20 protein-coding genes and 1 pseudogene are annotated in these 24,261 nt (G+C 62.1%); 10 read left to right on the plus strand and 11 right to left on the minus strand.

Annotation, left to right across the window (positions count from 1 at the left end):
* Positions 1-27: 27 nt before the first annotated feature.
* Complete coding sequence (pgl, locus tag NKJ78_RS25830) at positions 28-744, minus strand: 6-phosphogluconolactonase (RefSeq protein ID WP_023727769.1); 717 nt, start codon at positions 742-744, stop codon at positions 28-30.
* Positions 726-2,195: a glucose-6-phosphate dehydrogenase gene (zwf, locus tag NKJ78_RS25835; RefSeq protein ID WP_023669307.1), complete on the minus strand. Its 1,470-nt coding sequence runs from the start codon at positions 2,193-2,195 to the stop codon at positions 726-728. Before zwf ends, pgl begins: the two co-directional genes overlap by 19 nt.
* Positions 2,196-2,516: 321 nt before the next feature.
* Here zwf and NKJ78_RS25840 point away from each other — a divergent pair, with 321 nt between their 5' ends.
* A complete protein-coding gene (locus NKJ78_RS25840; RefSeq protein ID WP_027049416.1) occupies positions 2,517-3,263 on the plus strand; it encodes an SDR family oxidoreductase in 747 nt (248 codons plus the stop codon).
* A gap of 180 nt (positions 3,264-3,443) precedes the next feature.
* Positions 3,444-4,739: a Mur ligase family protein gene (locus NKJ78_RS25845; protein ID WP_352460447.1), complete on the plus strand. Its 1,296-nt coding sequence runs from the start codon at positions 3,444-3,446 to the stop codon at positions 4,737-4,739.
* 21 nt (positions 4,740-4,760) lie between these two features.
* Here the strand turns inward: NKJ78_RS25845 and NKJ78_RS25850 are convergent, their stop codons facing one another.
* The 5 genes from NKJ78_RS25850 to NKJ78_RS25870 all read right to left on the minus strand — a co-directional run bounded on the left by NKJ78_RS25850 (position 4,761) and on the right by NKJ78_RS25870 (position 10,622).
* Positions 4,761-5,606 carry an SH3 domain-containing protein gene (locus NKJ78_RS25850; RefSeq protein WP_352460418.1) on the minus strand — a complete coding sequence of 282 codons (846 nt, stop codon included), beginning with the start codon at positions 5,604-5,606 and terminating at the stop codon, positions 4,761-4,763.
* A 276-nt stretch (positions 5,607-5,882) separates the two neighbouring features.
* Positions 5,883-7,169: an NAD(P)/FAD-dependent oxidoreductase gene (locus tag NKJ78_RS25855; RefSeq protein ID WP_352460419.1), complete on the minus strand. Its 1,287-nt coding sequence runs from the start codon at positions 7,167-7,169 to the stop codon at positions 5,883-5,885.
* 127 nt (positions 7,170-7,296) lie between these two features.
* Positions 7,297-8,733: a glutamine synthetase family protein gene (locus tag NKJ78_RS25860; RefSeq protein ID WP_023681878.1), complete on the minus strand. Its 1,437-nt coding sequence runs from the start codon at positions 8,731-8,733 to the stop codon at positions 7,297-7,299.
* A 102-nt stretch (positions 8,734-8,835) separates the two neighbouring features.
* Positions 8,836-9,804, minus strand: coding sequence for an ATP-grasp fold amidoligase family protein (locus NKJ78_RS25865; RefSeq protein ID WP_050589025.1), 969 nt, complete (start codon positions 9,802-9,804; stop codon positions 8,836-8,838).
* Positions 9,805-9,806: 2 nt separating this feature from the next.
* On the minus strand, positions 9,807-10,622 hold the full coding sequence (locus NKJ78_RS25870; protein WP_156929752.1) for a class I SAM-dependent methyltransferase: 816 nt from the start codon (positions 10,620-10,622) through the stop codon (positions 9,807-9,809).
* An 86-nt stretch (positions 10,623-10,708) separates the two neighbouring features.
* On the opposite strand from NKJ78_RS25870, the gene NKJ78_RS25875 reads away from it, so the two are divergent.
* On the plus strand, positions 10,709-11,410 hold the full coding sequence (locus tag NKJ78_RS25875; RefSeq protein ID WP_031201930.1) for an HAD family hydrolase: 702 nt from the start codon (positions 10,709-10,711) through the stop codon (positions 11,408-11,410).
* Positions 11,411-11,440: 30 nt separating this feature from the next.
* On the opposite strand, the gene NKJ78_RS25880 is transcribed toward NKJ78_RS25875, so the two are convergent.
* The 3 genes from NKJ78_RS25880 to aceA all read right to left on the minus strand — a co-directional run bounded on the left by NKJ78_RS25880 (position 11,441) and on the right by aceA (position 13,763).
* Positions 11,441-11,902 carry a response regulator gene (locus NKJ78_RS25880; RefSeq protein ID WP_023697301.1) on the minus strand — a complete coding sequence of 154 codons (462 nt, stop codon included), beginning with the start codon at positions 11,900-11,902 and terminating at the stop codon, positions 11,441-11,443.
* Positions 11,903-12,179: 277 nt separating this feature from the next.
* Positions 12,180-12,422 (minus strand): SMc00767 family acetate metabolism repressor, encoded by a 243-nt coding sequence (locus tag NKJ78_RS25885; protein ID WP_023669318.1) that lies wholly within the window; start codon positions 12,420-12,422, stop codon positions 12,180-12,182.
* 51 nt (positions 12,423-12,473) lie between these two features.
* Complete coding sequence (gene aceA / locus NKJ78_RS25890) at positions 12,474-13,763, minus strand: isocitrate lyase (protein WP_352460421.1); 1,290 nt, start codon at positions 13,761-13,763, stop codon at positions 12,474-12,476.
* Positions 13,764-14,013: 250 nt separating this feature from the next.
* Between aceA and NKJ78_RS25895 the strand changes: the two genes are divergently transcribed.
* The 7 genes and pseudogenes from NKJ78_RS25895 (at position 14,014) to NKJ78_RS25925 (ending at position 22,140) form a co-directional block, all read left to right on the plus strand.
* Complete coding sequence (locus NKJ78_RS25895; RefSeq protein WP_023738250.1) at positions 14,014-15,441, plus strand: helix-turn-helix domain-containing protein; 1,428 nt, start codon at positions 14,014-14,016, stop codon at positions 15,439-15,441.
* A gap of 150 nt (positions 15,442-15,591) precedes the next feature.
* Positions 15,592-16,491 (plus strand): DUF2167 domain-containing protein, encoded by a 900-nt coding sequence (locus tag NKJ78_RS25900; protein ID WP_031253330.1) that lies wholly within the window; start codon positions 15,592-15,594, stop codon positions 16,489-16,491.
* Positions 16,492-16,652: 161 nt separating this feature from the next.
* Positions 16,653-17,605, plus strand: a pseudogene (locus NKJ78_RS25905) (DMT family transporter).
* 424 nt (positions 17,606-18,029) lie between these two features.
* Complete coding sequence (locus NKJ78_RS25910) at positions 18,030-19,127, plus strand: polyamine ABC transporter substrate-binding protein (protein WP_023681872.1); 1,098 nt, start codon at positions 18,030-18,032, stop codon at positions 19,125-19,127.
* An 83-nt stretch (positions 19,128-19,210) separates the two neighbouring features.
* Entirely contained in the window at positions 19,211-20,350 is a 1,140-nt protein-coding gene (locus tag NKJ78_RS25915) for an ABC transporter ATP-binding protein (protein ID WP_352460422.1), read from the plus strand.
* 9 nt (positions 20,351-20,359) lie between these two features.
* On the plus strand, positions 20,360-21,325 hold the full coding sequence (locus NKJ78_RS25920; protein WP_352460423.1) for an ABC transporter permease subunit: 966 nt from the start codon (positions 20,360-20,362) through the stop codon (positions 21,323-21,325).
* Positions 21,322-22,140 (plus strand): ABC transporter permease, encoded by an 819-nt coding sequence (locus NKJ78_RS25925; RefSeq protein WP_023669326.1) that lies wholly within the window; start codon positions 21,322-21,324, stop codon positions 22,138-22,140. Before NKJ78_RS25920 ends, NKJ78_RS25925 begins: the two co-directional genes overlap by 4 nt.
* A 42-nt stretch (positions 22,141-22,182) precedes the next feature.
* Here NKJ78_RS25925 and NKJ78_RS25930 read toward each other — a convergent pair whose 3' ends face one another.
* Positions 22,183-24,036: an AsmA family protein gene (locus tag NKJ78_RS25930; protein ID WP_352460424.1), complete on the minus strand. Its 1,854-nt coding sequence runs from the start codon at positions 24,034-24,036 to the stop codon at positions 22,183-22,185.
* Positions 24,037-24,261 lie beyond the last annotated feature (225 nt).

Here is a 24,261-nt window from a genome sequence, read left to right on the forward strand (position 1 = left end):
CGTCTGCCGGGACTGCTTTGCGTGAAATCAGGGTGCCCAGAACACCTCTACCGGGATGGGTGCCGCTTCGAGCACTTTGCGGATGGGCTTTTTCGCACCCGGTCCCATCGCACCGTCGAAGGCGGTGCGCTTGTCCTCGCCTTCTATATGCAGCGCGATGAAGCCGGCGTCGACGATCCGCGCCAGCGGCAGCGTCAACCGGGGTTCGCCGGCGCTTGCCGCGTGAACCGGCAGCACGATCCTTGATGAGGCCGGGTCGAGCAAATCGCCGAGATTCTTGGCGTCGGGAAAGAACGAGGCGGTGTGGCCGTCGCCGCCCATGCCGAGCACGACGACATCGAGGGGCCAGGGCAGAGCCTTCAGCGCCGCATCGTCGGCCGCCGCGGCGGTCTCGATGCTTGCCGCCTCATGGTAGAGCGGCACGAAGTGCGCGGCAGCCGCCTTGTTCTGCAGCAGGTTGGCCGCGACCAGCCCCGCATTCGAGCGCGGCGAGGAGGCCGGCACGAACCGTTCGTCGACCAGCGTCACCGTCACCTTGTTCCAGGCGATCGGAATGGCCGAAAGTGCTGCAAAGAACTTTGCCGGCGTGGTGCCGCCGGAAACGGCAAGCAGGGCCGTGCCGCGCTCGTCGATGGCCTTGGTCAGGCGCGCCGCGACATTGCCGGCAAGGGCTGCCGCCAGATCCTGGCGCCCGGCAAAGCCGTTCCAGTTATAGACGGGCTCGCTCAATTGCTTTCGTGCCATGTCCGCCCGTCGCGTTCGATCAGCGCAATCGAGGCCGAGGGACCCCATGTGCCGGCCGTATAGCCTTGCGCCTCCTGCCTGGCGCTTTCCCAGGCGTTCTGGATCGGGTCGATCCACTTCCATGCCGCCTCGACTTCGTCGCGGCGCATGAACAGCGTCTGGTTGCCGCGGATAACATCCATGATCAGCCGTTCATAGGCGTCCGGCGCGCGACCGTCGAAAGATGTTGCAAAGCTCATGTCGAGCGGGATCTGGCGCAGCCGCATGCCGCCCGGGCCTGGATCCTTGATCATGATGAACTGCTTGACGCCTTCGTCGGGCTGCAGCCGGATCACCAGTTGGTTGGCTGAGATCGGCCCGGCGCTGTCGCCGAAGATCGAATGCGGGATCGGCTTGAACTCGATGACGATTTCCGAAACGCGGGTCGCCAGCCTTTTGCCGGTCCGGAGATAGAACGGCACGCCGGCCCAGCGCCAATTGCCGATCTCGGCCTTGATGGCGACGAAGGTCTCGGTGGAGCTGTCTTTGCCGAGTTCCTCGACATAGCCTTTCACCGCGCCGCCTGCAGAGGCGCCGGCGCGGTACTGCCCGCGCACGGTGTGCTTGGGTGCCTCATTGCCGTTGATGCGCTTCAGCGCCCGCAGCACCTTCAGCTTCTCGTCGCGCACGGCATCGGCATCCATCGACGATGGCGCCTCCATGGCAACCAGGCAGAGCAGCTGCAGCATGTGGTTCTGCACCATGTCGCGCAGCGCGCCGGCCTTGTCGTAGTAGGTGACGCGGTCTTCAAGACCGACGGTCTCGGCCACCGTGATCTGCACATGGTCGATATGGGCAGAATTCCAAAGCGGCTCATAGAGCGCGTTGGCAAAGCGCAACGCCATCAGGTTCTGCACCGTCTCCTTTCCGAGATAGTGGTCGATGCGGAAGATCTGGCTTTCGTGGAAGTCGTCTCCAACCACGTCGTTGAGCTTGCGCGCCGAATCGAGGTCGCGGCCGATCGGCTTCTCCAGCACGATGCGTGAATTCGGCGTGATGAGATTGTGGGCTTTCAGCTGGTGCGAGATGTCGCCGAACAGCGCCGGCGCCACCGCCAGATAGAAAGCGCGGATGCGGTCGCTTTCGCCGATCGCCTTTTTCAGCTTGTCGAAGCCGGCACCAGTCGTCGCGTCGGCCGATACGTAGGACAGCCGGGCAAGAAATGTCTTGAGTTCCTCGGCGTCGATGTCGGCCGGCTTAACATGCTGGGAAATCGCCTGCTTGGCGAAAGCCTGGAATTCCTCGTCGCTCATCTTGGAGCGCGAGGTGCCGATGATGCGGGTCGGCTCGGAAAACTGGTGGTCGCGCTGGCGGTGGTAGAGCGAGGGCAGCAGCTTGCGTTCCGACAGGTCGCCGGTGCCACCGAAAATGATGAAGTCGAAAGGCTCGACGGGAATGATCTGGCTGGTCATGGTCTGTCCGCTTTGACGCCGCTCGCTGTGACGCGGCAGGATATAATCTAATCGATTTAAACTATCCAGTGCCATGGTGTCACATCGAGGCCAAATCACTGCATATTGATTCGCTCCAAATGTGCCTTGACACTGGCTGCCACCCGGAGGCTTTTCGTCAAGCGATGGTCCCGGGGCTTTCGCGCCTGCAACATAAAGCGGGAATGTGACGAAAGCTAATGCGTGTCGCCCAGAAGTGCGAAGCGGTTCTGGGAGACAGACACGCATCGAACAAAAAGGAAAATGCGCTTGCGAGGTGGGTCTTCAATGAGCGGAAAAAGCATGCGTCTGGAAAACAAGGTTGCCGTCATCACGGGTGCTGCGTCAGGTTTCGGCGAAGGCATGGCCAGGCGCTTTGCCGAAGAGGGCGCCAAGGTCGTCGTCGCCGACCTCAACGCCAAGGGCGCGGAGCGCGTTGCAGCAGAGATCGGCCAGGCCGCGATCTGGACCCAGACCGACGTTTCGCAGCGTTCCGAATTCGACGAGATGGTCTATGCCGCAAAAAGCGCCTTCGGCCGCATCGATATCATGGTCAACAATGCCGGCTACACCCATCGCAATGGCGACATGCTCGACGTCGACGAGGCGACCTTCGACCTGATCACTTCAGTCAACATGAAGGCGATCTACCACGCCGCACTTGCCGTGGTGCCGATCATGGAGCGGCAGGGCGGCGGCGTCATCCTGACCACGGCTTCGACCGCCGGTCTGCGACCGCGGCCGGGGCTCACCTGGTACAATGCCTCGAAGGGCTGGGCGATCACCGCGACCAAGTCGATGGCGGTCGAACTCGCGCCCAAGAACATTCGCGTTAACTGCCTTTGCCCGGTCGCCGGCGAGACCGGCATGCTGGAGAAATTCATGGGCACTGACACGCCCGAGATCCGCGAGAAATTCCGTGCCTCGATACCGCTCGGCCGTCTGTCGACGCCGCTCGATATCGCCAACGCTGCGCTTTGGCTTGCGTCGGACGAAGCCGCCTTCATCACCGGTGTGGCGCTGGAGGTCGACGGCGGCCGCTGCATTTGAGCAATTCGGGAAGTACCTCGCTGTTCGCAATGCATGGCAGACAGAGCAATGTCGGCAAAAGTTCGCATCGGTGCGCCGGCCGGCCGAGGAACGAACAGTTGACGTCGTCACGCCGGACCCCAGTTTGACTTCTCGATCCCCCGAAAGGCATAACGGGATCCTGGATAGTGTTGGCGGGTGATGAAGATCAGGCAGCAGAAAAGTCGCTACGATCTTGGATGGCGGCTGCGGCTTTACCTGGCCACGCGTGCGCGGGCACAAAGCAAGGCGATTTTCATCGGCGTTACCGGAAGCTCCGGCAAGACGACGGCGGGAAGCCTGCTTGGACACATCCTGGCTGGCCACGGTTCGGTCCACACACAGGTTCTGGCCAACACTATGAAGGTGTTGGTTCGAACGCTTTACAAGCGCCTGAGGAAGGCCGGCAAAGTCGATTACGTCGTTTTTGAAGCCGGCGCTTCCGACTTCGGCACGATCAGCGCCATGGCGCAGATGCTGAAGCCGAGTGTGGCGGTGGTTACGATGATCCGTCTGGAGCATTTCGGCAAGTTCAGGACTCTGGAAGCTGTGGCGGGAGAGAAGCGGGCGCTGGTCGAGGCACTCCAACCCGATGGACTTGCGGTTCTCAATTGCGATGACCCACTGGTGATCGGCATGGCGTCTGGCGCGAAATGCCGGATTGCGACCTTCGGCCAGTCCGGCGAGGCAGACTACCGCGTGAGTGACGTGCATGCCGCGTATCCGGAATTGCTGCGGTTCACCCTTCATTGGCGCGGTGGCAGCCTGAATATTCAAGCGCCTTTTCCCGGCGAGCAATTCTGGCTGCCGACTGCAGCGGCTGTTGCCGCCGCCTTGGAACTTGGCGTCCCGCCAGAGCAAGTCGTAGCGAGAACGGCATCGTTTGCACCACTGCCCAACCGCTCTACGGTGCAAGAGGTATCAGCGGGTCCGAAATTCCTGGTCGATACGGCCAAAGCGCCCTGGCATTCGCTCAACATTGCCCTGGAGATGATCGCAAAGGCCAAGGTCGCTCGCAAGCGCATTGTGCTTGGGCAGATATCCGACTTCGCCGGCTCGCCGAGGAAATACGGCAGTGCATACAAGATCGCGCGCGAAATCGCCGATGAGGTCATCTACACGGGCGACAATGCGCATCGCTCGCGCGCCAGCCAGGCCGACCGCGACAGCGGCCGGTTCATTGAGCTTCGCAGTCCCAAGGAAGTTTCGGATCACATCAAACAGACGGCGGTCCCAGGAGAACTGATTCTGCTGAAAAGTTCGTCTAACCTTCATCTGGAAAGGATCGCGCTCGCCTGGACGCACGATGTGAAATGCTGGACCCCGCTATGCGGCAAGTCCGAAAGCTGCCAAATGTGCGGCCTCTGTGAGGTGCCGTTCGAGGAACACCGGGATTTCCTGGCGAAGCGCAAACTTGCTCGCAGGAGACACCGTTTCAGGTGGTTGCTCGGCGGCTGACCAGATCTGGCGGCTTGTGTCTCAAGCCCCGGTCTTGATGTAGCTCTTGTAGATCCAGCCGCGCTTGCCGTTGTAGACGATCTGGCACCATTTCTTGCAACTCACCACCTGCACCGACGACTTGGCGGGCACGGTGCCCATGGCGGCGGCGTTTTTCTGCGGACCGCTGCGCATTGTCACCCTCCTGAGGATGCGTCCGGTGCCGGCGGCAGCAGCCACCTTCTGTGGCTTGGCCTTGGCCTGGGTATCGTTCGTTGCGGCGGAAGATTGCTCGTCTGGAAGTTGCGGTTTTGGCGTCGGTATGGCGGCGGTTTCCGCGTCGTCGTCATTGGCGGGAGCAGCGACCTTTGACAACTGCGTCGTGGCGTCGCCCTGGGCCGCCGGTTCTTCGAATGCCGCGGCATCGGACGGTTTGGCGGCAGCCTGCTCGGTAGGCGCCTGATCGGATGGCGTCGCGGCAGGGTCGCTGTTGGATTGCTCCGCAGTCCAGCGCGGATCGTTGGCCGACAGCGGCGGCATCGCAGCCCCACCCACAGCGACCGTCGATGAAACCGCGTCGCCCTTGCGCGCGGCTTGTGGCGCCGCTACCGCGGCAGCCGTCGCTGCGACCGGGGCAATCTTGGTCGTCTTGACCGGAAAAGTCGGAACGTTCTGCTGTGTGCTGGCGATCGCTTGCCGGTCGTTGGCCGGCAATGCCAGCCAAAGCGCTATGCCCGCCACGCCAAGCAGCGCTGCGGTGCCGACCGCGGCGATCACCAGATGCGAATTCGTGCGCACCCCCTGCCAGAAGGAGGGCCGCATGTCATAACCGAATTGCATGGCGAAGCGCCGACGTTCCGGCGCGCCGAAACTGAAGGGCTCGTTCACTCTTGCCACCTCCAAAAGATGAGCCGGTGTTCTTTCGATCGGCGCCGGCAGCCCGGCATTCGATCGGCATCGGTCCCAACAACAAAGCGGGCAGGCCCGCAGAAGTCCCCGTTCAATCGCCCAGAACCGGCATCCTTTGCCCTTGATTGTGGCATCAGTGCGCCCTCAAGGGGAATTGTGCGCTCTTGTTAAGGATTCTGCAACGTCTCGTTGCGGCAACCAACAGCTCAATAGAATCGGCTCAGTACCAGCCCCGGCTGATATGAGATACTTTCCCTATATTCGGTCCCTCAGGGCAAACCAGTTCAGTGCCAGGAACAATAATGGCGTTCTAAAGCGCCGGCCACCGGGAAAAGCCGGGATGTTCAGGTCCTCGATCAGCTTCAGTCTGTCGCGGTTGCCGGCGACGGTCTGGGCATAGAGCTTGCCGAAGAAGTTCGACAGCATCACGCCGTGGCCGGAATAGCCTCCGGCCGAGATCACATTGGGCATCACCTCGCGCACGAACGGTTTCCTGGGCATGGTGATGCCGACATAGCCGCCCCAGCCATGGGTGATCTCGACATCGCTCAGTTCCGGATAAAGCTCGGCTATCTGCCGGCGGATATGGACATGGATGTCCTTCGGATCGTTGACACCATAGACCTCGCGCCCGCCGAACAGCAGCCTTCCATCCCTGGATTTGCGGAAATAACGCACGACGAAACGCGAATCGTCGACCGCCTCGCCGCCCGGCAGCACTTTCGAATCGACGCCCAGCGGCACCGTCGCGCCGATGAAGGAACCGATGGGCATGATGTGCGCGGCACTCACCGGCTCAAGCGTGCCGCCATAGGCATTTACACCAATCAGGCATTTCTGGGCGGTGATGGTGCCTCTCGAAGTCGTCACCCTGACCTTGCCGCCGCTGGAGGTAACACCGGTCGATAGTGTCTGCTCGAACAGGTGCGCGCCGGCCGCTGCCGCGACCTTTGCCGTGCCGATCACCAGCTTCATCGGGTGGATGTGTCCGGTGCCGGTGTCGCGGGTGCCGCCGAAGTAGCGTGTGGAGCCCAGGCGTTCGGCCGTTTCCCTGGCATCCATGAAGGCGATGTGCGGATAATTGAAGCGGCCGGCCATGATCTCGGCATGTGCCTTGTAGTCGTCGAGATAACGCGGCTTGTGCGCCACGGACAACTGGCCCGGCATATAGTCGATGTCGATCTGGTTGACGGCGGCGAATTCGAGCAGGTGCGCTTTCGCCTCTTCGGCAAGGTCGAACAGCGCCTTGGCGCGGGAGAAGCCGTATTCGGCCTCCATCTCTTCGGCCCAGGCGCGCTGGCCCGTGCCGAGCTGGCCGCCATTGCGCCCTGAAGCGCCGTCGCCGAAGCGATGCGCTTCGATCAGAACGACGTCGGCTCCCGCCTTGGCCAAATGAGCGGCCGCCGACAGCCCGGTGAAGCCACCGCCGACGACGACGACGTCGCAGCTGCGGTCGCCGTCCAGGGCAGGGTACTCAGCGCGTGGTCCGGCTGTGTCTTCGTACCAGGAGCGACCGGGGGAGATAGGTGATTGGTAAGGCATGGGGACACCAGCCAATGGTGAATGGTGAATGGTGAATGGCTGCGAGACGCACGTCGTCTGCGCTCATCCATCCAATATGAAACTACTCAGCATTCACTATTCACCATTCACACGACGAAGTCGCCGCTCACACGTTGAGCAACAGATACTCCCGCTCCCACGGGCTGATCACTTCCATGAAGGTCTCGAACTCCGCCCGCTTGATCGCTGCATAGGTTGCGGCAAAGGACTTGCCCAAAAGGGCGCACAGCTCCTCGTCGCCCTCGAACAGGTCGACGGCTTCGAGCAGGCCGCGCGGCAGGTCGATCTCATCGGCGTTTGCGGTGGTCAGCACCGGAGGCTCGGCCTTGATCTTGTTGGTGATGCCGATCAGCCCGCAGGCAAGTGAGGCCGCCAGCGCCAGATAGGGGTTGGCGTCGGAAGACGGGATGCGGTTTTCGACACGCCGCGCCGCCGGATCCGAGCGCGGCACGCGGAACGCCGTGGTGCGGTTGTCATAGCCCCATTTGTTGTTGACCGGCGCCGAGGCCGACTGCGTCAGCCGGCGGTAGGAATTGACGTAGGGAGCAAACATCACCAGCGCGTTCGGCACATGCTTCTGCATGCCGCCGATGAAATGGAAGAAGTCGTCGGTTTCCGAGCCGTCCTTCGCCGAAAAGATATTCAGCCCGGTCTTCTTGTCGATGATCGACTGGTGGATGTGCATGGCAGAACCTGGCTGGCCCTGGATCGGCTTGGCCATGAAGGTGGCATAGATCTCATGCTTCAGCGCTGCCTCGCGAATGGTGCGTTTGAACATGAACACCTGGTCGGCGAGCTCGACCGGATCGCCGTGACGCAGATTGATCTCGAGCTGGCCGGCGCCTTCCTCGTGGATCAGCGTGTCGATCTCCAGGCCCTGACTTTCGGAGAAATGGTAGATGTCGTCGATCAGTTCGTCGAACTCGTTGACGCCGGCGATCGAATAGCCCGCTCCGCCGCCGATTGGCCGCCCGGAACGCCCGACTGGTGGCGTCAATGGGTAATCCGGGTCGGGGTTCTTGCGCACCAGGTAGAATTCGATCTCGGGCGCCACCACCGGCTTCAGCCCGCGCTTGTCATAGGCTGCTACCACGCGCTTCAGGACGTTGCGCGGCGTGAACTCGACCGAACGGCCATCCTGATGGACGAGGTCGCAGATGACGGCGGCCGTCGGGTCTTCTTCCCACGGCACCACGGTCAACGTCGACAGATCCGGCATCAGCTTCAGGTCGCCATCATCCTCCGGATAGTGGAAACCGTTGCCGTCCTCGGGATAGCCGCCCGAAATCGTCGTCATGAACACTGCCGATGGCAGCGCCAGCGAGGTGTTGGAAGTGAATTTCTTCGACGGCATCATCTTGCCGCGCGCGACGCCAGCCTGATCAGGCGTGATGCATTCTATGTCTTCGATGCCGCGCCATTCCAGCCAGGCGCTGACTTCCTTCCAGTTCTTCACGCCGCGTTGATTTTTCACGAAGGCAGGCGTTCGGACGCGTCCTCCGCGGGTCGACGGACGGACTTCCTTTTTCGCAGGCGGCATCATTCACCAGTTTGGGTTGCAATTATCACAGTATAGCTGTTGCCGGTGATGGAAGGGAAGGGGAGCCGGCCCGATAGGTGCGGCAACGAGGCTGAACGGCCTATGTCAGACGGCCTTGCCGGGCGGCGCATTTGCGCCCTGCCATCTGCGCAAGGCACCGGCATAGCGCCTGCGCCATCCGCTTTGCGGCGCGGTCAGGAACCAGGATTGGCTGAGGTTCCAGCTGTCTGCGCACAGATCCCTGAGCCTTGTGTTGATGATGCCTTTGCCGGATAGCGGATAGACCGAGAATTCGGAAAAGAAGATCGCGCCTTCGATTTCGTAGAAATCGCATCGCATGTGATCGAACGGCGCGGTCAGCCGCTCGGCGATGGCAAGCATGCGCGGGAAGGATGCCGGCAGGTCGATCCGGATCCACTGGGGGCCGCTGCCTGGCGGTGGCGGCGCGTAGGTTCCGTCACGGTCGAAATGACATTTCTGTTCGTTGCCGTGTTCATCCCGACGCGCGGCATAGACATAGGCCGTCGTCCCGTTAGACACGTGGAATTTGTACTCCAAAGCAACGGGCTGACCGTCCTCGAGGAGCATCTCTTCCACGAGGATGCGCCTGCTGGCGTGCTTGTAGCCCCATTCGCCGAGCTTCCTGCCGTAGCGGTGGCGCATCCAGCGTGCCGTACGCCGGCGCAGCCTAGCTCTGTCTACCTCACCGTTGCGCACCATCATGTTCCAGCGGCAGCCATGATTGGCCTTCACCATGACATTGCCGGTGAGCAGCTCCGCCGGAAGTTCTGCCGCGTCATATCCGGACCACAGAACCGCAGCCGTCTTGAGTTCTGGACAGGTGGACAGAGCGTAGGCTTTCGAGGCGAGCTTGTCGCAAGCCGTGGTGAAGAAGGGATTGTGGTCGAAAATCTTGCGCCACAGGAACTTGTCTGCATAGGAAGCGGGCCTTGCCGGATCGGGCAGCACGCCGCTATGATTGAAGGTGCGGGCGCAAATCATCGGATGGCGGACAAGGCACCATGCCTGTACCAGGGTAAGCAGCACGCGGTCGCTCATCCGCAGCCCTGGCATGATCAGCTTGCTGGCCTGGGAACACTCCCGCGTGCAACGAACACGTCCCGCGTCATATTTCGATGGATGCTCGTGCGGCCGGTAACCGCAAGCCGGGGATCAAGCGTTCTTTCTACGCTTTCCACCCACAGCCTGCCAAGCGAGACCGGCTCCCACAAGACGATCTGCACACCTTGAGGCGCGGTATCGGCTATGCGAGAAACCACCGCTGCCTTGGGCGATACCATGCTGGCGACGTAAACGACCTGCGCCTCGCCATAGTCATAGTCGCGGCCGTCGCAAAGCTCGGCCCGCATCCGCACATAGCCGAGCTTGGCCGCAAGCCTGTTTGCCGTTTCGACCGCTTCAGGCACAATATCGAGACCGATGATTTCGGGGACGACAGTCTGGTCGTGTATGCGGAACATCGTAAACGGACGCCCTCCGCAGCCGACCATGACAGCGCGGCAGCAGCTGCCGAAATCGACGTGATCGAAGACTTCGTTCAGGCGATTATACGCATCCCTGGATGACAGCACGCCGATGCTTGTTTTTCCCGCTGCGATCTGCCCGAAGGATGCCGGACCGCTCAGATCCTGATCCAGCATGTGCCTGATCTCGGCGGTATCTTGCTCCTGCACCATCTTGCCGAATGCGGCGGTCAGCGCCGGTCGGTACGAAAGGATCTCCGGGTAGGTTTCAAGCAACGCCTCGCCGGTATCGTGTCCCATGGCGATGCCAAGATCTCGGATGGCATTTATGAGTTCAGTCGGAGTACGCCCTGGCAAGGAGCCCACAATTTGCTCCAGTTCACGCTTCCAGGCGCCCAATTCCGGCATTGCTTCCCACCATTCCCTTGCCGTAGCTAGCAGTGTGCGGCGACAACGTCTACATCATTGCCTTCACTTGAACGGGACAGTCGACCATGCCCCTGACCACTATCGGCTTCGACGCCGACGATACCCTATGGCAGAACGAACAGTTCTTCCGCCTGACCGAGAAGCATTTTGCAACCCTGCTCGCCGACCATGGCGAGGCCGAGCACATTTCGGCACGGCTGCTGGAGGCCGAGAAGCGCAACCTTGCCGTCTACGGCTTCGGCATCAAGGGCTTTACCTTGTCGATGATCGAGACGGCAATAGAAGTGACCGAGGGCCGTGTGCCGGGGTCGACCATCGCCGAAATCCTTGCCGCCGGCCGCGACATGCTGGGACATCCGGTCGAGGCTTTGCCGCATGCGCGTGAGACCGTGGAAAGGCTCGCCGGCGCCTACCATCTGGTGCTGATCACCAAGGGCGATCTGTTCGACCAGGAGCGCAAGCTGGCGGCGTCCGGCCTTGGCGACCTGTTCGATGCCGTCGAGATCGTCAGCGACAAGAGCGCCGCCACCTATGCCAGGATCTTTGGCCGCCACGGCAGCCCGCAGACCAGCATGATGGTCGGCAATTCGCTCAAGTCGGACGTGGTGCCGGCCATCGAGGCCGGCAGCTGGGGTGTGTATGTGCCGCACGAGCTGACCTGGGTGCTCGAACACGTCGAGCCGCCGGTCGAGGCACCGCGTTTTCGTCAGCTTGTCGATCTTGGCGAACTGCCGGCTTTGATCGAGAGCATCGGCAAGGAAGGCTGACCGCCCCGCACGCGTTCGGGCGGATTGCGATCAGCCGCGCCCGAGACTGATCAGCCGGTCGACCACCGGCTGCAGCCTTTCGGTGGTGATCGGCTTGGTTACCACCACATCGACCACGCTCGACAGGCCCAGGCTGTCGGGCGTGCCGGTCTTGGTTGAAAGCAGGATCACCTTGGGGAGCGACCGCCCAGATGTCCGCCGCAAGGCGTCGATGGCCGCCATCAGCGCGCGGCAGTCCTCGTTGTCGGGGCCGCCATCGAGAACGACGGCGCCCGGAATGAGGGTTCGCAATGTCTTTGCCGCCATTTCGGGCGACTCGGAGATCGGCTTCAGTCCGGACTTCTCGACGATCTTCGACACCACCACCCGGTTAATCGGCGATCTTCCAACGACCAGCACGTGGGAGAAATCCGTTGATATCTCGGAGTTCGCGTCCCTGCTTGACGAATTCAGATGTTTGGCGGTGTCGGTCTCGCGGTTCACAGGGCACATGGGCGGGGCGGGCACTCGGCGCTGCTTCAATGCAGGGTTGAAATCCGAGAGCCAATTGGCGTGAGATCGCCCGCCATGTCAAGCTGAAATGACGGACCTGCGAAATATAGCTGGAAATATTAAACCCCGGAGACAAGGTCTGTTTTCGAACTGTAGTTAAGTTTACGCTCAAAAGCGAAAGTCACCCGCGCTGAAAACCCGCGGGTGACGTTGAAATCGGCCAGTGAACGGCGGGGCCCATAGATTCCACAAGCACAAAGCTTCCGTAAGGGAAAGATCAGCCGTGACTCTTCTGCGTGACGATCACCGGGATCAGCAGGTCGCCCCAATTGCCGTCGCCGCCATGATGCCGGGCCGAGCGCACCAGTTCCACCGAGACGCCGGCCTCCACTGCCTTCATCACCGATTGATTGAGCCGGTGCAGGTCGTTGGCCAGCATGCGGATGGTCGCCTGTTGGTCGACACTCATCGTGGTGGACTGCTCTTCTGCACGTTCCTTGACGCGGCTTATGGATGCCATTTTCTTCTCCCTTGCCCTTCGGGCGTTTCCTCTGTTGGTATGTCGACCGGTTCATTCCGCTGCCGGCTTGAACTGGGCGTGCTCAGTCGATTCATGCATGGCGGCGGTCGAGGACTGGCCGCCGCTGATCGCCATTGAGACGGCGTCGAAATAGCCGGTGCCGACCTCGCGCTGGTGCTTGGTCGCGGTGTAGCCGTGGACTTCGGCCGCGAACTCGGCTTCCTGCAGCTCGGAATAGGCGGCCATCTGCCGCGCCTTGTAGCCGCGGGCCAGCTCGAACATGCCGAAGTTGAGCTGGTGGAACCCGGCCAACGTGATGAACTGGAACTTGTAGCCCATGGCGCCGAGCTCGCGCTGGAACTTGGCGATCGTCGCGTCGTCGAGGTTCTTCTTCCAGTTGAACGACGGCGAGCAATTATAGGCGAGCAGCTTGCCCGGATGATGCCTGCGCACGCCTTCGGCGAATTTCTTGGCCTGCGCCAGATCGGGCTTGGATGTTTCGCACCAGATCAGGTCGGCATGCGGCGCATAGGCAACGGCGCGCGCGATGCACGGTTCGATGCCGTTCCTGACCTGGTAGAAGCCTTCAACCGTGCGGCCGGCATCGTAGTCGACGAAAGGCTGGTCGCGCTCGTCAATGTCGGAGGTCAGAAGCTTTGCCGCTTCCGCATCGGTGCGTGCCACGACTAGCGTCGGCGTGCCCATCACGTCGGCCGCCAGACGCGCCGCGTTGAGGTTGCGGATATGCGCGGCGGTCGGGATCAGCACTTTGCCGCCGAGATGGCCGCACTTCTTCTCAGAGGCCAGCTGGTCCTCATAGTGGACGCCGGCAGCGCCGGCCTCGATGAACGCCTTCATGATCTCGAAGGCGTTGAGCGGTCCGCCGAAGCCGGCCTCGGCATCGGCGATGATCGGCGCGAACCAGGTGTCGACCGACAGGCCGTTGCCTTCCGAGGTCTCGATCTGATCGGCGCGCTGCAGCGTGCGGTTGATGCGCTTGACCAGTTCGGGCGCCGCATTGGCGGGATAGAGCGACTGGTCCGGATACATGGCCGACGCGGTGTTGGCGTCGGCGGCTACCTGCCAGCCCGAGAGATAGATTGCCTTCAGCCCGGCACGCACCTGCTGCATCGCCTGGTTGCCCGACATGGCGCCGAGTGCATTGACGAAGTCTTCCTCGTGGATGAGCTTCCACAGCCGGTTGGCGCCCATTTCGGCAAGACTCTGGCGTATCTGGACCGACCCGCGCAGCCGCTTCACATCGTCCGGCGAATAGGGTCGTTCGATGCCGTCGAAGCGGCCTTCGGGCGCGGATGGGACAAGATTGTAAAAATCAGTCATTGGTCACTCCAGATCAATCGATGCCAGTGTCTTGAAACGCCGCGCCCTGGGATAGTGTGCGTCGTCTGTGTGTGACATCATTTACATTGCGCCGCGACGAGAGCGAGGAAAACCGCTATTTCCGGTAGAAAATAAGAGAAAACCTGTGTTGTGTTTGACTGCCTGCCGCTGTAAATCTGTCATGATTGTAAAAAGATGGTGCGCCGTTCATCGCTCGCAAGTCGTGTAAATTTCCTGTCAAGGAAAGCCGATGGCCGACCAGAAGATCTTTGCCGGGCCGCGCATCCGCCGCATCCGCATCGCCAAAGGCCTGACCCAGACAGCGATGGCAGAGGGGCTCGGCATCTCGCCGTCCTATCTCAACCTGATCGAGCGCAACCAGCGGCCGCTGACGGTGCAGCTGATCCTAAAGCTGGCCTCTGTCTACAAGGTCGACCCGCATGAATTGCAGGGTGAGGCGAGAGGGTCGATCTCGGCCTTGAAGGAAGTGTTCGGCGACCCGCTGCTTGCCGGTGAATTGCCGGGGGACCAGGAACTGATCGAACTGGCCGAGGCCGCCCCCAACGCATCGGCTGCGATGATAAAACTGTTTCGCGCTTACCGCGAGCAGGTCGAGCGGCTGTCCGATCTCAACGAGCTTCTGGCGCGCGAGGGCCGCGCCACGGCGCTGTCCGGTGCGCGGCTGCCGATCGACGAAGTGCACGAGATTTTCGAGCGCCGGCCGAACCATTTTGCAGCACTCGAGGAGGAGGCCGAGGCCTTCACCTCGGTGCTCGACCCCGGCGACGATCTGTTCGGCGCGCTGAAGGCGTGGCTGAAGCGCGAGTATGGCATCGTCGTCAAGGTGCTGCCGGTGGCCACCATGCCGAACTGGCGCCGCCGTTATGACCGTCATTCGCAGCGTCTTTTTCTATCGGAGCGGCTGTCGCCGTTCGACCAGTTGCGCGAAGTCGCCATGGAGGCCTGCCTGATCCGCATGACGGTCGCTGTCGCCGGCGAAATTCAGGCGCTGAAGCTCGGTACGGACGAAGCCCGCCGGCTCGCCCGCTTCGAGTTCGGCCGCTACGCCGCCCATGCCTTGATGATGCCCTATCAGGCCTTTCATGCCGCCGCCGTGCGGGCTTGTTACGACATCGATGTGCTGCGCTCGCGTTTCGGCGTCTCCTTCGAACAGGCGGCGAACCGCCTGACCATGCTGCAGCGTCCTGGCTTGTCCGGGGTCCCGTTCTTCATGCTCGAGGTCGACAATGCCGGTAACCGCTTCCGCAAGGCCGGTGGCCAGGGCTTTCCGCAAAGCCGCTTTGGCGGCGGCTGCCCGAAACTGCCGGTCCATGCCGCTTTCGCTTCGCCTGGCCAAATCCTGGTCGAGGCGGTTGAAATGCCCGACGGCGCCGAGTTCCTCTGCATCGCACGCACGCTCGAGGGGCCGCAGGGTTCGTTCTCCGAGCGTCCGCGCCGCACCGCGCTGCTGTTGGGCTGCGATATCGGCTTTCGCGACGAGATCGTCTATGGCGCCGGGCTGCCGGCAAAGGCCGGACAGGGCGCCGCCACGCTGGTCGGTCCCGCTTGCCGGCTGTGCGAACGCATCGGCTGCCTCGCCCGCGCCGAGCCGCCGGTGACCCGTCCGCTGGGCCTCGACGAGATGGTGACGGGCCTGAGCGCCTTCGATTTCCAGTGATGCTTCTCGGGCTGGAGGTCGCGGAAGACTGCAGCTGTTTGCGCTAAAGCAATAGAGCGCGGCCCGAACCATCGCCGAACCAAATATTGATTAAGCATCGGCGCTGCGCTATCGAAGGTGAGCTGCAGGGCAGCCAAGGGGGGACGGCTTATGAACAGGAAAGCTTTGTGGCTTGGCGTGGCGCTTGCCCTTTTGGCGGGGCCTGTTCTGGCAGAAAAATCCTCGGAATTCTTCAAGGACTATCAACAGTATAGTGACGACGGCAAGGCATTCCTGGACAAGATCGATCCAAAGACCGGCGCGGTCGACCTTCCCGAAGGCATCCATCTCGATCTCAAGGACAAGTTCTATTTTCTGGGCAAGAAGGACGCGACGTCCGTCCTGACCGAGGCCTGGGGCAATCCGCCTGATACCGCGTCCGAAGCAATCGGCATGATCTTCCCGGCCAAGTACGAGCCCATCGCCGGCAAGGGTTGGGGCATCGAATTGCGCTATGAAAAGATCGGCCATGTCGATGACGCCGACGCCGCATCCATCGACTACACCGAACTGCTGAGCAGCATGCAGGCGGACACATTGTCGGCCAACGATCAGCGGGTAAAGGACGGCTTTCCCCCGATCAAGCTAATCGGCTGGGCCTCGCCGCCGGTCTATGATTTCGTCCACAAGCGGCTGCACTGGGCCAAGGAACTGCAGTTCGGAGACGATACCGTCCACACGCTCAATTACGACGTCCGTTTCCTCGGCCGGGAAGGCGTCTTCGTGATGAGCTACATCGCTACGGTTGAACAATTGCCGGAGATCAAGCAGAGCCTGGACGAAGTGCTGGGCGTGGCGGACTTCAACACCGGCAAGAAATACACCGATTTTCTGCCCGGCACCGACACGGTCGCCGCGGTTGGCATTGGCGGCCTCATCGCCGGAAAACTCGCGGCAAAGGCCGGCCTGATTGCGGTCGCGGTCATCGCCCTGAAAAAGTTCGGCATTCTGCTGCTGGTACCGTTGGCCGGTCTTTGGCGCTTTATCCGCGGCAACAAGGGCACGTCCTAGAAACGGCGGTGTTTGCCCGTATGGCTGCCGGTTGGCGGTGCGCCAAAGGGAATGCCGGGCTGGATCACGTCCGGCGGTAGCCTATGCGCTAGGCGAATACGGCACGTTTCTGTCGTCCATTGTGCATCATGCCGCCCCGAGATAGCCGACAGTCGCACCCCATGACCGATACCGCATCTTCTCCAATCGCCGCACCGCCGATCGTCTCGCCGCGCGAAGAGCGGGTCGGCTTGCTGCTGGTGTTCCTGTCGGCGCTGATGTGGAGCTTTGGCGGCACCATCGCCCGCTTCATCGACACCGCTGACAGTTGGACCGTGGTGTTCTGGCGATCGCTGTGGGCGGCTGTGTTCCTGATTTGCTTCATGGCCTGGCGCGACGGCTGGCGCGGCATGTTGCGGCTGTTTCGCGACATGGGCCTGCCCGGCCTTGCCGTGGCCGTCTGTTTCGCCACGGCGTCGACGTGCTTCGTTGTCGCGCTCGCCTACACCACCGTTGCCAATATCCTGTTGATGCAGGCCGGTGTGCCGCTGCTGGCGGCATTGCTTGCCTGGGTGCTGTTTCGCGAACGCGTCGCCGTCGCGACCTGGGTGGCGATCGCCGCCGTCATCGCCGGCGTCGCCATCATGGTGTCGGAATCGCTCGACGGCGCCGTATCGCCCATCGGTGACGGGCTGTCGCTGCTGATCGCCGTCATGTTCTCGATCGCCACTGTCATCACCCGGCGCTTCGCCCATGTGCGCATGACGCCGGCGACGTGCCTCGGCACGATGCTGGCAGCGGCTTTCGCCGCATCGCAAGCCACGCAGTTTGCCACGTCGGCCCACGACATGGCTTTCCTGTTTGCCTTCGGCGTCATCAATCTCGGGCTGGGCCTTGCCTTCTTCGCCACCGGCGCGAGGCTGGTTCCGGCGGCGATCGCAGCACTCCTCGGCACGTTCGAGCCGATCCTCGGACCGATCTGGGTCTGGCTCGTCCATGGCGAGGTGCCCTCGGTGCGCACCATCATCGGCGGCGCGGTGGTGGTCGCCGCGCTGCTCCTCCATATCGGGCTTGAATTCAAGCGCCAGGCGAGGCTGCACGGCCGGGGACCAGCGGCCTGCCATCGCCTAATTGACCGCCTTTCCCTTGGTTGACAACGTCTCTCCCTATTAGGCTCGTCTTTCCTAATTAACGAAGCCGCACGCCATATGGACCGGGCTTGCCCCGCGCGGGCCATTGACAACCTTGCTGCGGCACGGGCAGGCTGGGGCACGGCAACAACAAGACAGGCTTATCTTGCCAAGTGTCCCCGCCGGTCGGACCAAGACCGGACCACAGCGTCGTATCCCTGCCCGCGCCACGGCGAAAGCCTCTGACGGCGTCAGCGCGCCCGCCATGCGGGCACACATAGCCATCATCTGCCGCTCGTCGAACCGCCCGGACGGCGCTGGAAGTTCATGCTTGTGGCTGCCCGGAAAGCTCAATACTCTGAAGCAAATGCCCAATCGCGCTCGAACAGCGACGACTTGGCGAAGGAACACTCATCAAAGGAGAACAGCATGATCCGCAAAGCGCTCTGGCTTTCGGCAACCTCGGCATTTCTGACGCTTTTCGCCGTCGGCGGCCATGCCGAGGATCGCGTCGTCAACGTCTTCAACTGGTCGGATTACATCGACAGTTCGATCATCGACGACTTCACCAAGGAGACCGGCATCAAGGTCGTCTACGACACCTTCGATTCCAATGAAATCCTCGAAACCAAGCTGCTTGCCGGCGGCAGCGGCTATGACGTCGTCGTGCCCAGCGGCAACTTCCTGGCCCGCCAGATCCAGGCCGGCGTGTTCCAGAAGCTCGACAAGTCGAAGCTGCCCAACATTTCCAACATGTGGGACACGGTTTCGGAGCGCACCGCCAAATACGATCCGGGCAACGAATATTCGATCAACTACATGTGGGGCACGGTCGGCATCGGCTACAACATCAAGAAGGTGAAGGCAGCACTCGGCACCGACAAGATCGACAGCTGGGATGTGTTCTTCAATCCCGACAGCCTGGCCAAGCTGAAGGACTGCGGCGTCTATGTGCTGGACTCGCCGGCCGACATCATTCCGGCGGCGCTCAAATATCTCGGCCTCGATCCGAACAGCACCTCACCTGACGACATCGCCAAGGCCGAGGAGACGTTGCTGAAGGTGCGGCCGTATATCCGCAAATTCCATTCGTCCGAATACATCAACGCGCTCGCCAACGGCGATATTTGCCTGGCGGTCGGCTGGTCGGGTGACGTCTTCCAGGCGCGCAACCGCGCGGTCGAGGCCAAGCAAGGCGTCGAGATCGGCTATTCCGTGCCCAAGGAAGGCGCCCAGATGTGGTTCGACCAGATGGCGATTCCCGCTGATGCGCCGCATGCCGCCGAGGCACTCGAATTTCTCAACTACATGATGAAGCCGGAAGTGATCGCCAAGTCGTCCAACTATGTGCTGTACGCCAACGGCAACAAGGCTTCGCAGCAGTTCGTCGACAAGGCGCTGCTGGATGATCCGGCGGTCTATCCGGACGCCGAGACCTTGAAAAAGCTCTATACGGTCCAGCCCTACGATCCCAAGACCCAGCGCCTGATCACGCGCAGCTGGACCAAGATCGTCACCGGCCAGTAAGCAATGCGACATGGTCCCGGCAGCCACCTGCCGGGACCATTCTTCTCTGGGGCAAGAAGCAAAAAAATAGGACGGAGTGGGACATGAAATCGCTTGGCAGCATCCGCAGGGATTTCGCGCCATGGAACGACCCGAACGCCAAGCCATATATCCAATTCGAGAACGTCACCAAGAAGTTCGGTGACTTCACCGCCGTCAACAATCTGTCGCTGACCATTTTCGAGCGCGAGTTCTTCGCCCTGCTCGGCGCGTCGGGCTGCGGAAAGTCGACGTTGCTGCGGATGCTTGCCGGCTTCGAGGAGCCGACCGCCGGCCGTATCCTTCTCGACGGCCAGGACTTGCGCGGCATCCCGCCCTACCGCCGCCCGGTCAACATGATGTTCCAGTCCTATGCGCTGTTCCCGCATATGACGGTGGAAAAGAACATTGCCTTCGGCCTCAAGCAGGAAGGTATGCCGGCGCCGGATATCGAAAAGCGCGTCGCCGAGATGCTGAAGCTAGTCAAGCTCGAGCAGTTCGCCAAGCGCAAGCCGCACCAATTGTCGGGCGGCCAGCGCCAGCGCGTCGCGCTCGCCCGCTCGGTTGCCAAGCGGCCAAAAGTCTTGCTGCTCGATGAGCCGCTCGGCGCGCTTGACAAGAAGCTGCGCGAGGAAACGCAGTTCGAGCTGATGGACCTGCAGCAAAATCTCGGCCTTACCTTCGTCGTCGTTACCCACGACCAGGAAGAGGCGATGACCATGGCCGACCGCATCGCCATCATCGACAAGGGCGAGGTGATGCAGGTGGCGACGCCGGCGGAAGTCTATGAAGCCCCCAGTTCGCGCTTCGTTGCCCACTTCGTCGGCAATGTGAACATGTTCGAGGGCAAGGTCGCCGAGCGTGCGGCAAACACCACGCGCATCACCGGCGCGACAGGGGCCCAGATCGTCGTCGAAAACAGCACCGATACAAAGGCCGGTTCCGACATCGTCTTCGCCATCAGGCCGGAGAAGATCAAGGTGTCCTCGACGAAACCGGCCGACGCCGTCAATGCGCTTGAGGGCGAGGTCTACGACGTCGCCTATCTCGGCGACATGACCGTCTACCACATCAGGCTGGATGACGGCCAGATCATCAGGGCAAGCGCGCTCAACGCTGCACGCGTCACCGACGACCCGCTGACCTGGAACGACCGCGCCTGGGTCTCCTTCCGGCCGGATGCCGGCGTCGTGCTGACACGGTAGGGGGCGGCCATGTCCAACATTGCACTCACTGACGCCGGTCCATCGGCCGCGGCCAAACCGTTCCTGACGCGGCTCGGTGCCGGCTTCGTCAGCCGGCTCGTCATCATCGTGCCCTATCTCTGGCTGCTGTTCTTCTTCTTCATCCCGTTCATCATCGTCTTCAAGATTTCGCTGTCGCAGTCGGCGATCGCCATGCCGCCCTACACGCCGACGCTCGATTTCAGGGACGGCATGTCCGGGTTCTTTGTCCGCTCCCGCGAACTCAGCTTCGACAATTATGTCTGGCTAACGCAGGACGCGCTTTACTTCAAAGCCTACGTGACCAGCGTTATCATCGCTGCAGTCTCGACGATCCTGACCTTGCTCGTCGGCTTCCCGATCGCCTACGGCATGGCCCGCGCGCCGGCGACGATCCGTCCGACATTGCTGATGCTGGTAATCCTGCCGTTCTGGACGTCGTTCCTGATCCGCGTCTATGCCTGGATCGGCATCCTCAAGCCCGAGGGTCTGCTCAATCAGCTGCTGTTGTCGCTGCACATCATCAATCAGCCACTGATCATCCTCAACACTTACACGGCGATCTTCATCGGCATCGTCTATTCCTACCTGCCATTCATGGTGCTGCCGCTCTATTCGTCGCTGGAAAAGATGGATTACTCGCTGATCGAGGCGGCAAAGGATCTCGGCTGCCCGCCGACATCAGCCTTCTGGAAGATCACCTTCCCGCTGTCACTGCCCGGGGTCATTGCCGGCTGCCTTCTGGTGTTCATTCCAGCGGTCGGCGAGTTCGTCATTCCCGATCTGCTCGGCGGCTCGCAGACGCTGATGATCGGCAAGACCTTGTGGAATGAATTCTTCGCCAACCGTGACTGGCCGGTGTCGTCGGCCGTCGCCGTCATCCTGCTGCTGCTCCTGATCGTGCCGATCATGCTCTTCCAGCAGGCCCAGGCACGCGCCCAGGAGCAGGACAAATGAACGCCACCTGGAGCCGCTTCAACGTCACCTCGGTCGTGCTGGGCTTTGCCTTTCTCTATCTGCCGATCGTGCTGCTCATCGTCTTCTCCTTCAACGAGTCGAAGCTGGTCACCGTCTGGGGCGGCTTCTCGACCAAATGGTATGCCTCGCTGTTCCACAATCAGGGGCTGATGGACGCCACCTGGGTGACCGCGCGTGTGGGTGTCATCTCCGCCACTGTGGCAACCGTGCTCGGCACGCTGGCAGCACTGACCTTGACCCGCTACACCCGCTTCCGCGGCCGCATCCTGTTTTCCGGCATGGTGTTTGCGCCGCTGGTCATGCCGGAAGTCATCACCGGCCTGTCGCTGTTGCTGCTGTTCGTTGCCGTCGGTCTCGACCGTGGCTTCCTGACCGTGACGCTTGCTCACATCACCTTGACCATGTGCTTCGTGGCTGTCGTCGTGCAGTCGCGCCTGGTGTCGTTCGATCGTTCGCTGGAAGAAGCTGCCTTGGACCTCGGCGCAACGCCGGTAAAGACCTTCTTTCAGATCACGCTGCCGGTCATCATGCCGGCCATCGTCTCCGGCTGGATGCTGGCCTTCACCCTGTCGCTTGACGACCTGGTCATCGCCTCCTTCACCTCCGGGCCTGGCGCCACCACGCTGCCGATGAAGATCTACAGCCAGGTGCGTCTCGGCGTGACGCCGGAAATCAACGCCGCCTGCACCATCCTGATCGCCGTCGTGGCGGTAGGCGTCATCATCGCTTCGGTCGCCAACAAGCGGCGTGAGGTGCAGCGCCAGCTCGACGAGCAGGCCGCGCAGCGCGGTTGATTGCGTCAAACGAGGGATAGGGCGGTTCCGGTAAGGGACCGCCTATTCGCCTGAGACGCCGCGGCTGATCGGCGAGATGAACGGCGTGCTCCAGGTGCCGCCGACGAAGAATGACGACTGGTTGGATCCCTGCTGGCCATTGACCGGTGCCGCTGCCGGGTCGGCCTGGGTGACACCCCCCGAAAGCGCCAGCCCGCGTCCGCCGTAAGAGGCGATGCCGGACAGCCAGACCTTGTATTTCGCCGAATTGGCCTCGGCCTTGTCCAGCCTTGCCACACCCTTCGAGATGGTGGCCTTGAGCTCGGCGCCGTCCATCGGCAGTGTCCCGTCCGAGACGTCGTCGAGCGCGAAGAAGCCGCCCTGTTCCGTGTGCTTCAGAAATGCCGGCAAATTGAGCCCGCTCAGCGCGCCAGGCCCGAACGTCGCAGAGACCGAGCCGTCCGCGTTCTCGAAGATCGAGTCCCAGGATTTGCCCGGCCCTTTGAGAATGACCGAGACAGTGCCGGTGCTGGCCGGCACCAGCCGCGTCATTCCGGCCGCGGTGCCGAAAGCGGCGCCGTCAATGTCGGAGGCGAGCAGCCGGATCTCGACCTGCGAGCCCTCCGGTTTGCGGTCGAAACGCAGGCTGCTTTGCACGTTGCCGCCAAAGGCCGACGCATCGGAGATATCGAAGACGGCAAGCCCGTTCTTCACCTGCGCCGTGGCGGCGACGTCGGCAAGCTGGATTGCGCCGGCCGAGGCATGTGCCGCTGACAGCCTCAGATCGAGATTGATCCGGTCGGCGAAGCTGGTGTCGATTTCGCCGGGACCGGTCTCGCCGGTCGGCGCCAGCGGCGTGAAGGCCGAAAACAGCGACCTGAGGTCGAGCGTATCGAAGGCGAGTGTGCCTGATATCACCGGCAAGGCGTCGCCGAACGAAAAATCCAGGGCCCCCATTCCCGGGTTGCTGTCGAGCGTCACCGCGGTGTTTTCGAATTTGACGCGGCCGGCGGTCGCCGTGATCTTGCTCGAAATCGAGACCGAACCGATCGCCGTACCAGGGGCAATGCCGGCCTGCGACCATTCCAGCACGCGCCGCAGCGAGGGCGCGGCGAATTTCGCCTGGCCATCGAAATAGGCGTTTTGCGACATGCTGGCCGTGCCGTCGAACGAGAAGCTGGCCGGCGCTGCCTTGAACGAAAACGTGACCGGTGCGGCGCCGCCGGCAAACAGCACCAGCGGCTTGGGCGAGGCGGCATCGACGGTGACGCTCTCGCCGCGCCAGATTCCGGTCGCCGACAAGGTCGCGTTGCTGTTCATCGCTGCCCAGCTCGCCTGGCCGGACAGGCTGGTCAGCAGTTCGACGTCCTTGCCGCCGACGGAGGCGACCATGCGGCCGTCCCTGAATTCCACGGTGCCGAACGGATCGGCGGGCAGCTTGCTCAGATCCGGCTTCGTCGGATCGGCGTTGACCACGCCGCGCGCCGTGTCGATGGAGCGGGTGATGCGTCCGCCCGTTGGTATGGCGGGCAGGAACATGCCGTTTGCGGCGCGCTGGACCCGGATCGTCGGCCGCACCAGCCGCGCCGTCGAAAACACCACATCGCCCTGCAGCGCCGCCATGGCCGAAAGGTCGACCTCGACCCGTTCGGCCTCGATCACCGGCGGCGCGTCGGTCTCGGTCCACTGCGACAGCGTGACGTCGCTCAATATGGCGCGGAACTTCGGCCACACCTCGATGCGCGGCGAACCGGCGATGGTGACCCTGAAACCGCTCCACGCGCTCATCTCCCAGGCGATGCGATCGCGCACGATCCGGGTCGAGGCAAACAGCGGCAGAGCGGCGACGACCAGCGCGATGACGAGCACGGCAACGCCGATCGCCCATATTCCGCGCCGGATCAAAGGTGATGGCATATTGCCCCGGTTGCTTTCATTCCGATAAAAATCGCCTGACGGGTGTAACCGCCAGTTGTCACCACGCCTTCCAGTCGTCACTACGACTTAGGGCTGAGGCATTTCAAGTCTTTATGGCCCGGCGATGGCAATTGCGAACATATGGCCGAGTTTTAGCGGAACAAAATCTTGCTCTGCCGCACGGTGGTAGGCATAAGCGATGCAGCTTCAGCCTGCTACGAGGCG

It is taken from the genome of Mesorhizobium sp. M0037 (assembly GCF_040323635.1).
In the GTDB taxonomy this organism is placed as follows: domain Bacteria; phylum Pseudomonadota; class Alphaproteobacteria; order Rhizobiales; family Rhizobiaceae; genus Mesorhizobium.

Bases quoted from the DNA above. Each gene is read 5' to 3' on its own strand.
- NKJ78_RS25840 (WP_027049416.1), top strand. From the start codon at position 2,517: ATGCGTCTGGAAAACAAGGTTGCCGTCATCACGGGTGCTGCGTCAGGT.
- NKJ78_RS25930 (WP_352460424.1), bottom strand. From the start codon at position 24,036: ATGCCATCACCTTTGATCCGGCGCGGAATATGGGCGATCGGCGTTGCC.
- NKJ78_RS25920 (WP_352460423.1), top strand. From the start codon at position 20,360: ATGTCCAACATTGCACTCACTGACGCCGGTCCATCGGCCGCGGCCAAA.
- NKJ78_RS25885 (WP_023669318.1), bottom strand. From the start codon at position 12,422: ATGGCATCCATAAGCCGCGTCAAGGAACGTGCAGAAGAGCAGTCCACC.
- NKJ78_RS25845 (WP_352460447.1), top strand. From the start codon at position 3,444: ATGAAGATCAGGCAGCAGAAAAGTCGCTACGATCTTGGATGGCGGCTG.
- NKJ78_RS25895 (WP_023738250.1), top strand. From the start codon at position 14,014: ATGGCCGACCAGAAGATCTTTGCCGGGCCGCGCATCCGCCGCATCCGC.
- NKJ78_RS25855 (WP_352460419.1), bottom strand. From the start codon at position 7,169: ATGCCTTACCAATCACCTATCTCCCCCGGTCGCTCCTGGTACGAAGAC.
- NKJ78_RS25860 (WP_023681878.1), bottom strand. From the start codon at position 8,733: ATGATGCCGCCTGCGAAAAAGGAAGTCCGTCCGTCGACCCGCGGAGGA.
- NKJ78_RS25880 (WP_023697301.1), bottom strand. From the start codon at position 11,902: ATGTGCCCTGTGAACCGCGAGACCGACACCGCCAAACATCTGAATTCG.
- NKJ78_RS25865 (WP_050589025.1), bottom strand. From the start codon at position 9,804: ATGCCAGGGCTGCGGATGAGCGACCGCGTGCTGCTTACCCTGGTACAG.
- pgl (WP_023727769.1), bottom strand. From the start codon at position 744: ATGGCACGAAAGCAATTGAGCGAGCCCGTCTATAACTGGAACGGCTTT.
- zwf (WP_023669307.1), bottom strand. From the start codon at position 2,195: ATGACCAGCCAGATCATTCCCGTCGAGCCTTTCGACTTCATCATTTTC.
- NKJ78_RS25925 (WP_023669326.1), top strand. From the start codon at position 21,322: ATGAACGCCACCTGGAGCCGCTTCAACGTCACCTCGGTCGTGCTGGGC.
- NKJ78_RS25910 (WP_023681872.1), top strand. From the start codon at position 18,030: ATGATCCGCAAAGCGCTCTGGCTTTCGGCAACCTCGGCATTTCTGACG.
- aceA (WP_352460421.1), bottom strand. From the start codon at position 13,763: ATGACTGATTTTTACAATCTTGTCCCATCCGCGCCCGAAGGCCGCTTC.
- NKJ78_RS25900 (WP_031253330.1), top strand. From the start codon at position 15,592: ATGAACAGGAAAGCTTTGTGGCTTGGCGTGGCGCTTGCCCTTTTGGCG.
- NKJ78_RS25870 (WP_156929752.1), bottom strand. From the start codon at position 10,622: ATGCCGGAATTGGGCGCCTGGAAGCGTGAACTGGAGCAAATTGTGGGC.
- NKJ78_RS25915 (WP_352460422.1), top strand. From the start codon at position 19,211: ATGAAATCGCTTGGCAGCATCCGCAGGGATTTCGCGCCATGGAACGAC.
- NKJ78_RS25875 (WP_031201930.1), top strand. From the start codon at position 10,709: ATGCCCCTGACCACTATCGGCTTCGACGCCGACGATACCCTATGGCAG.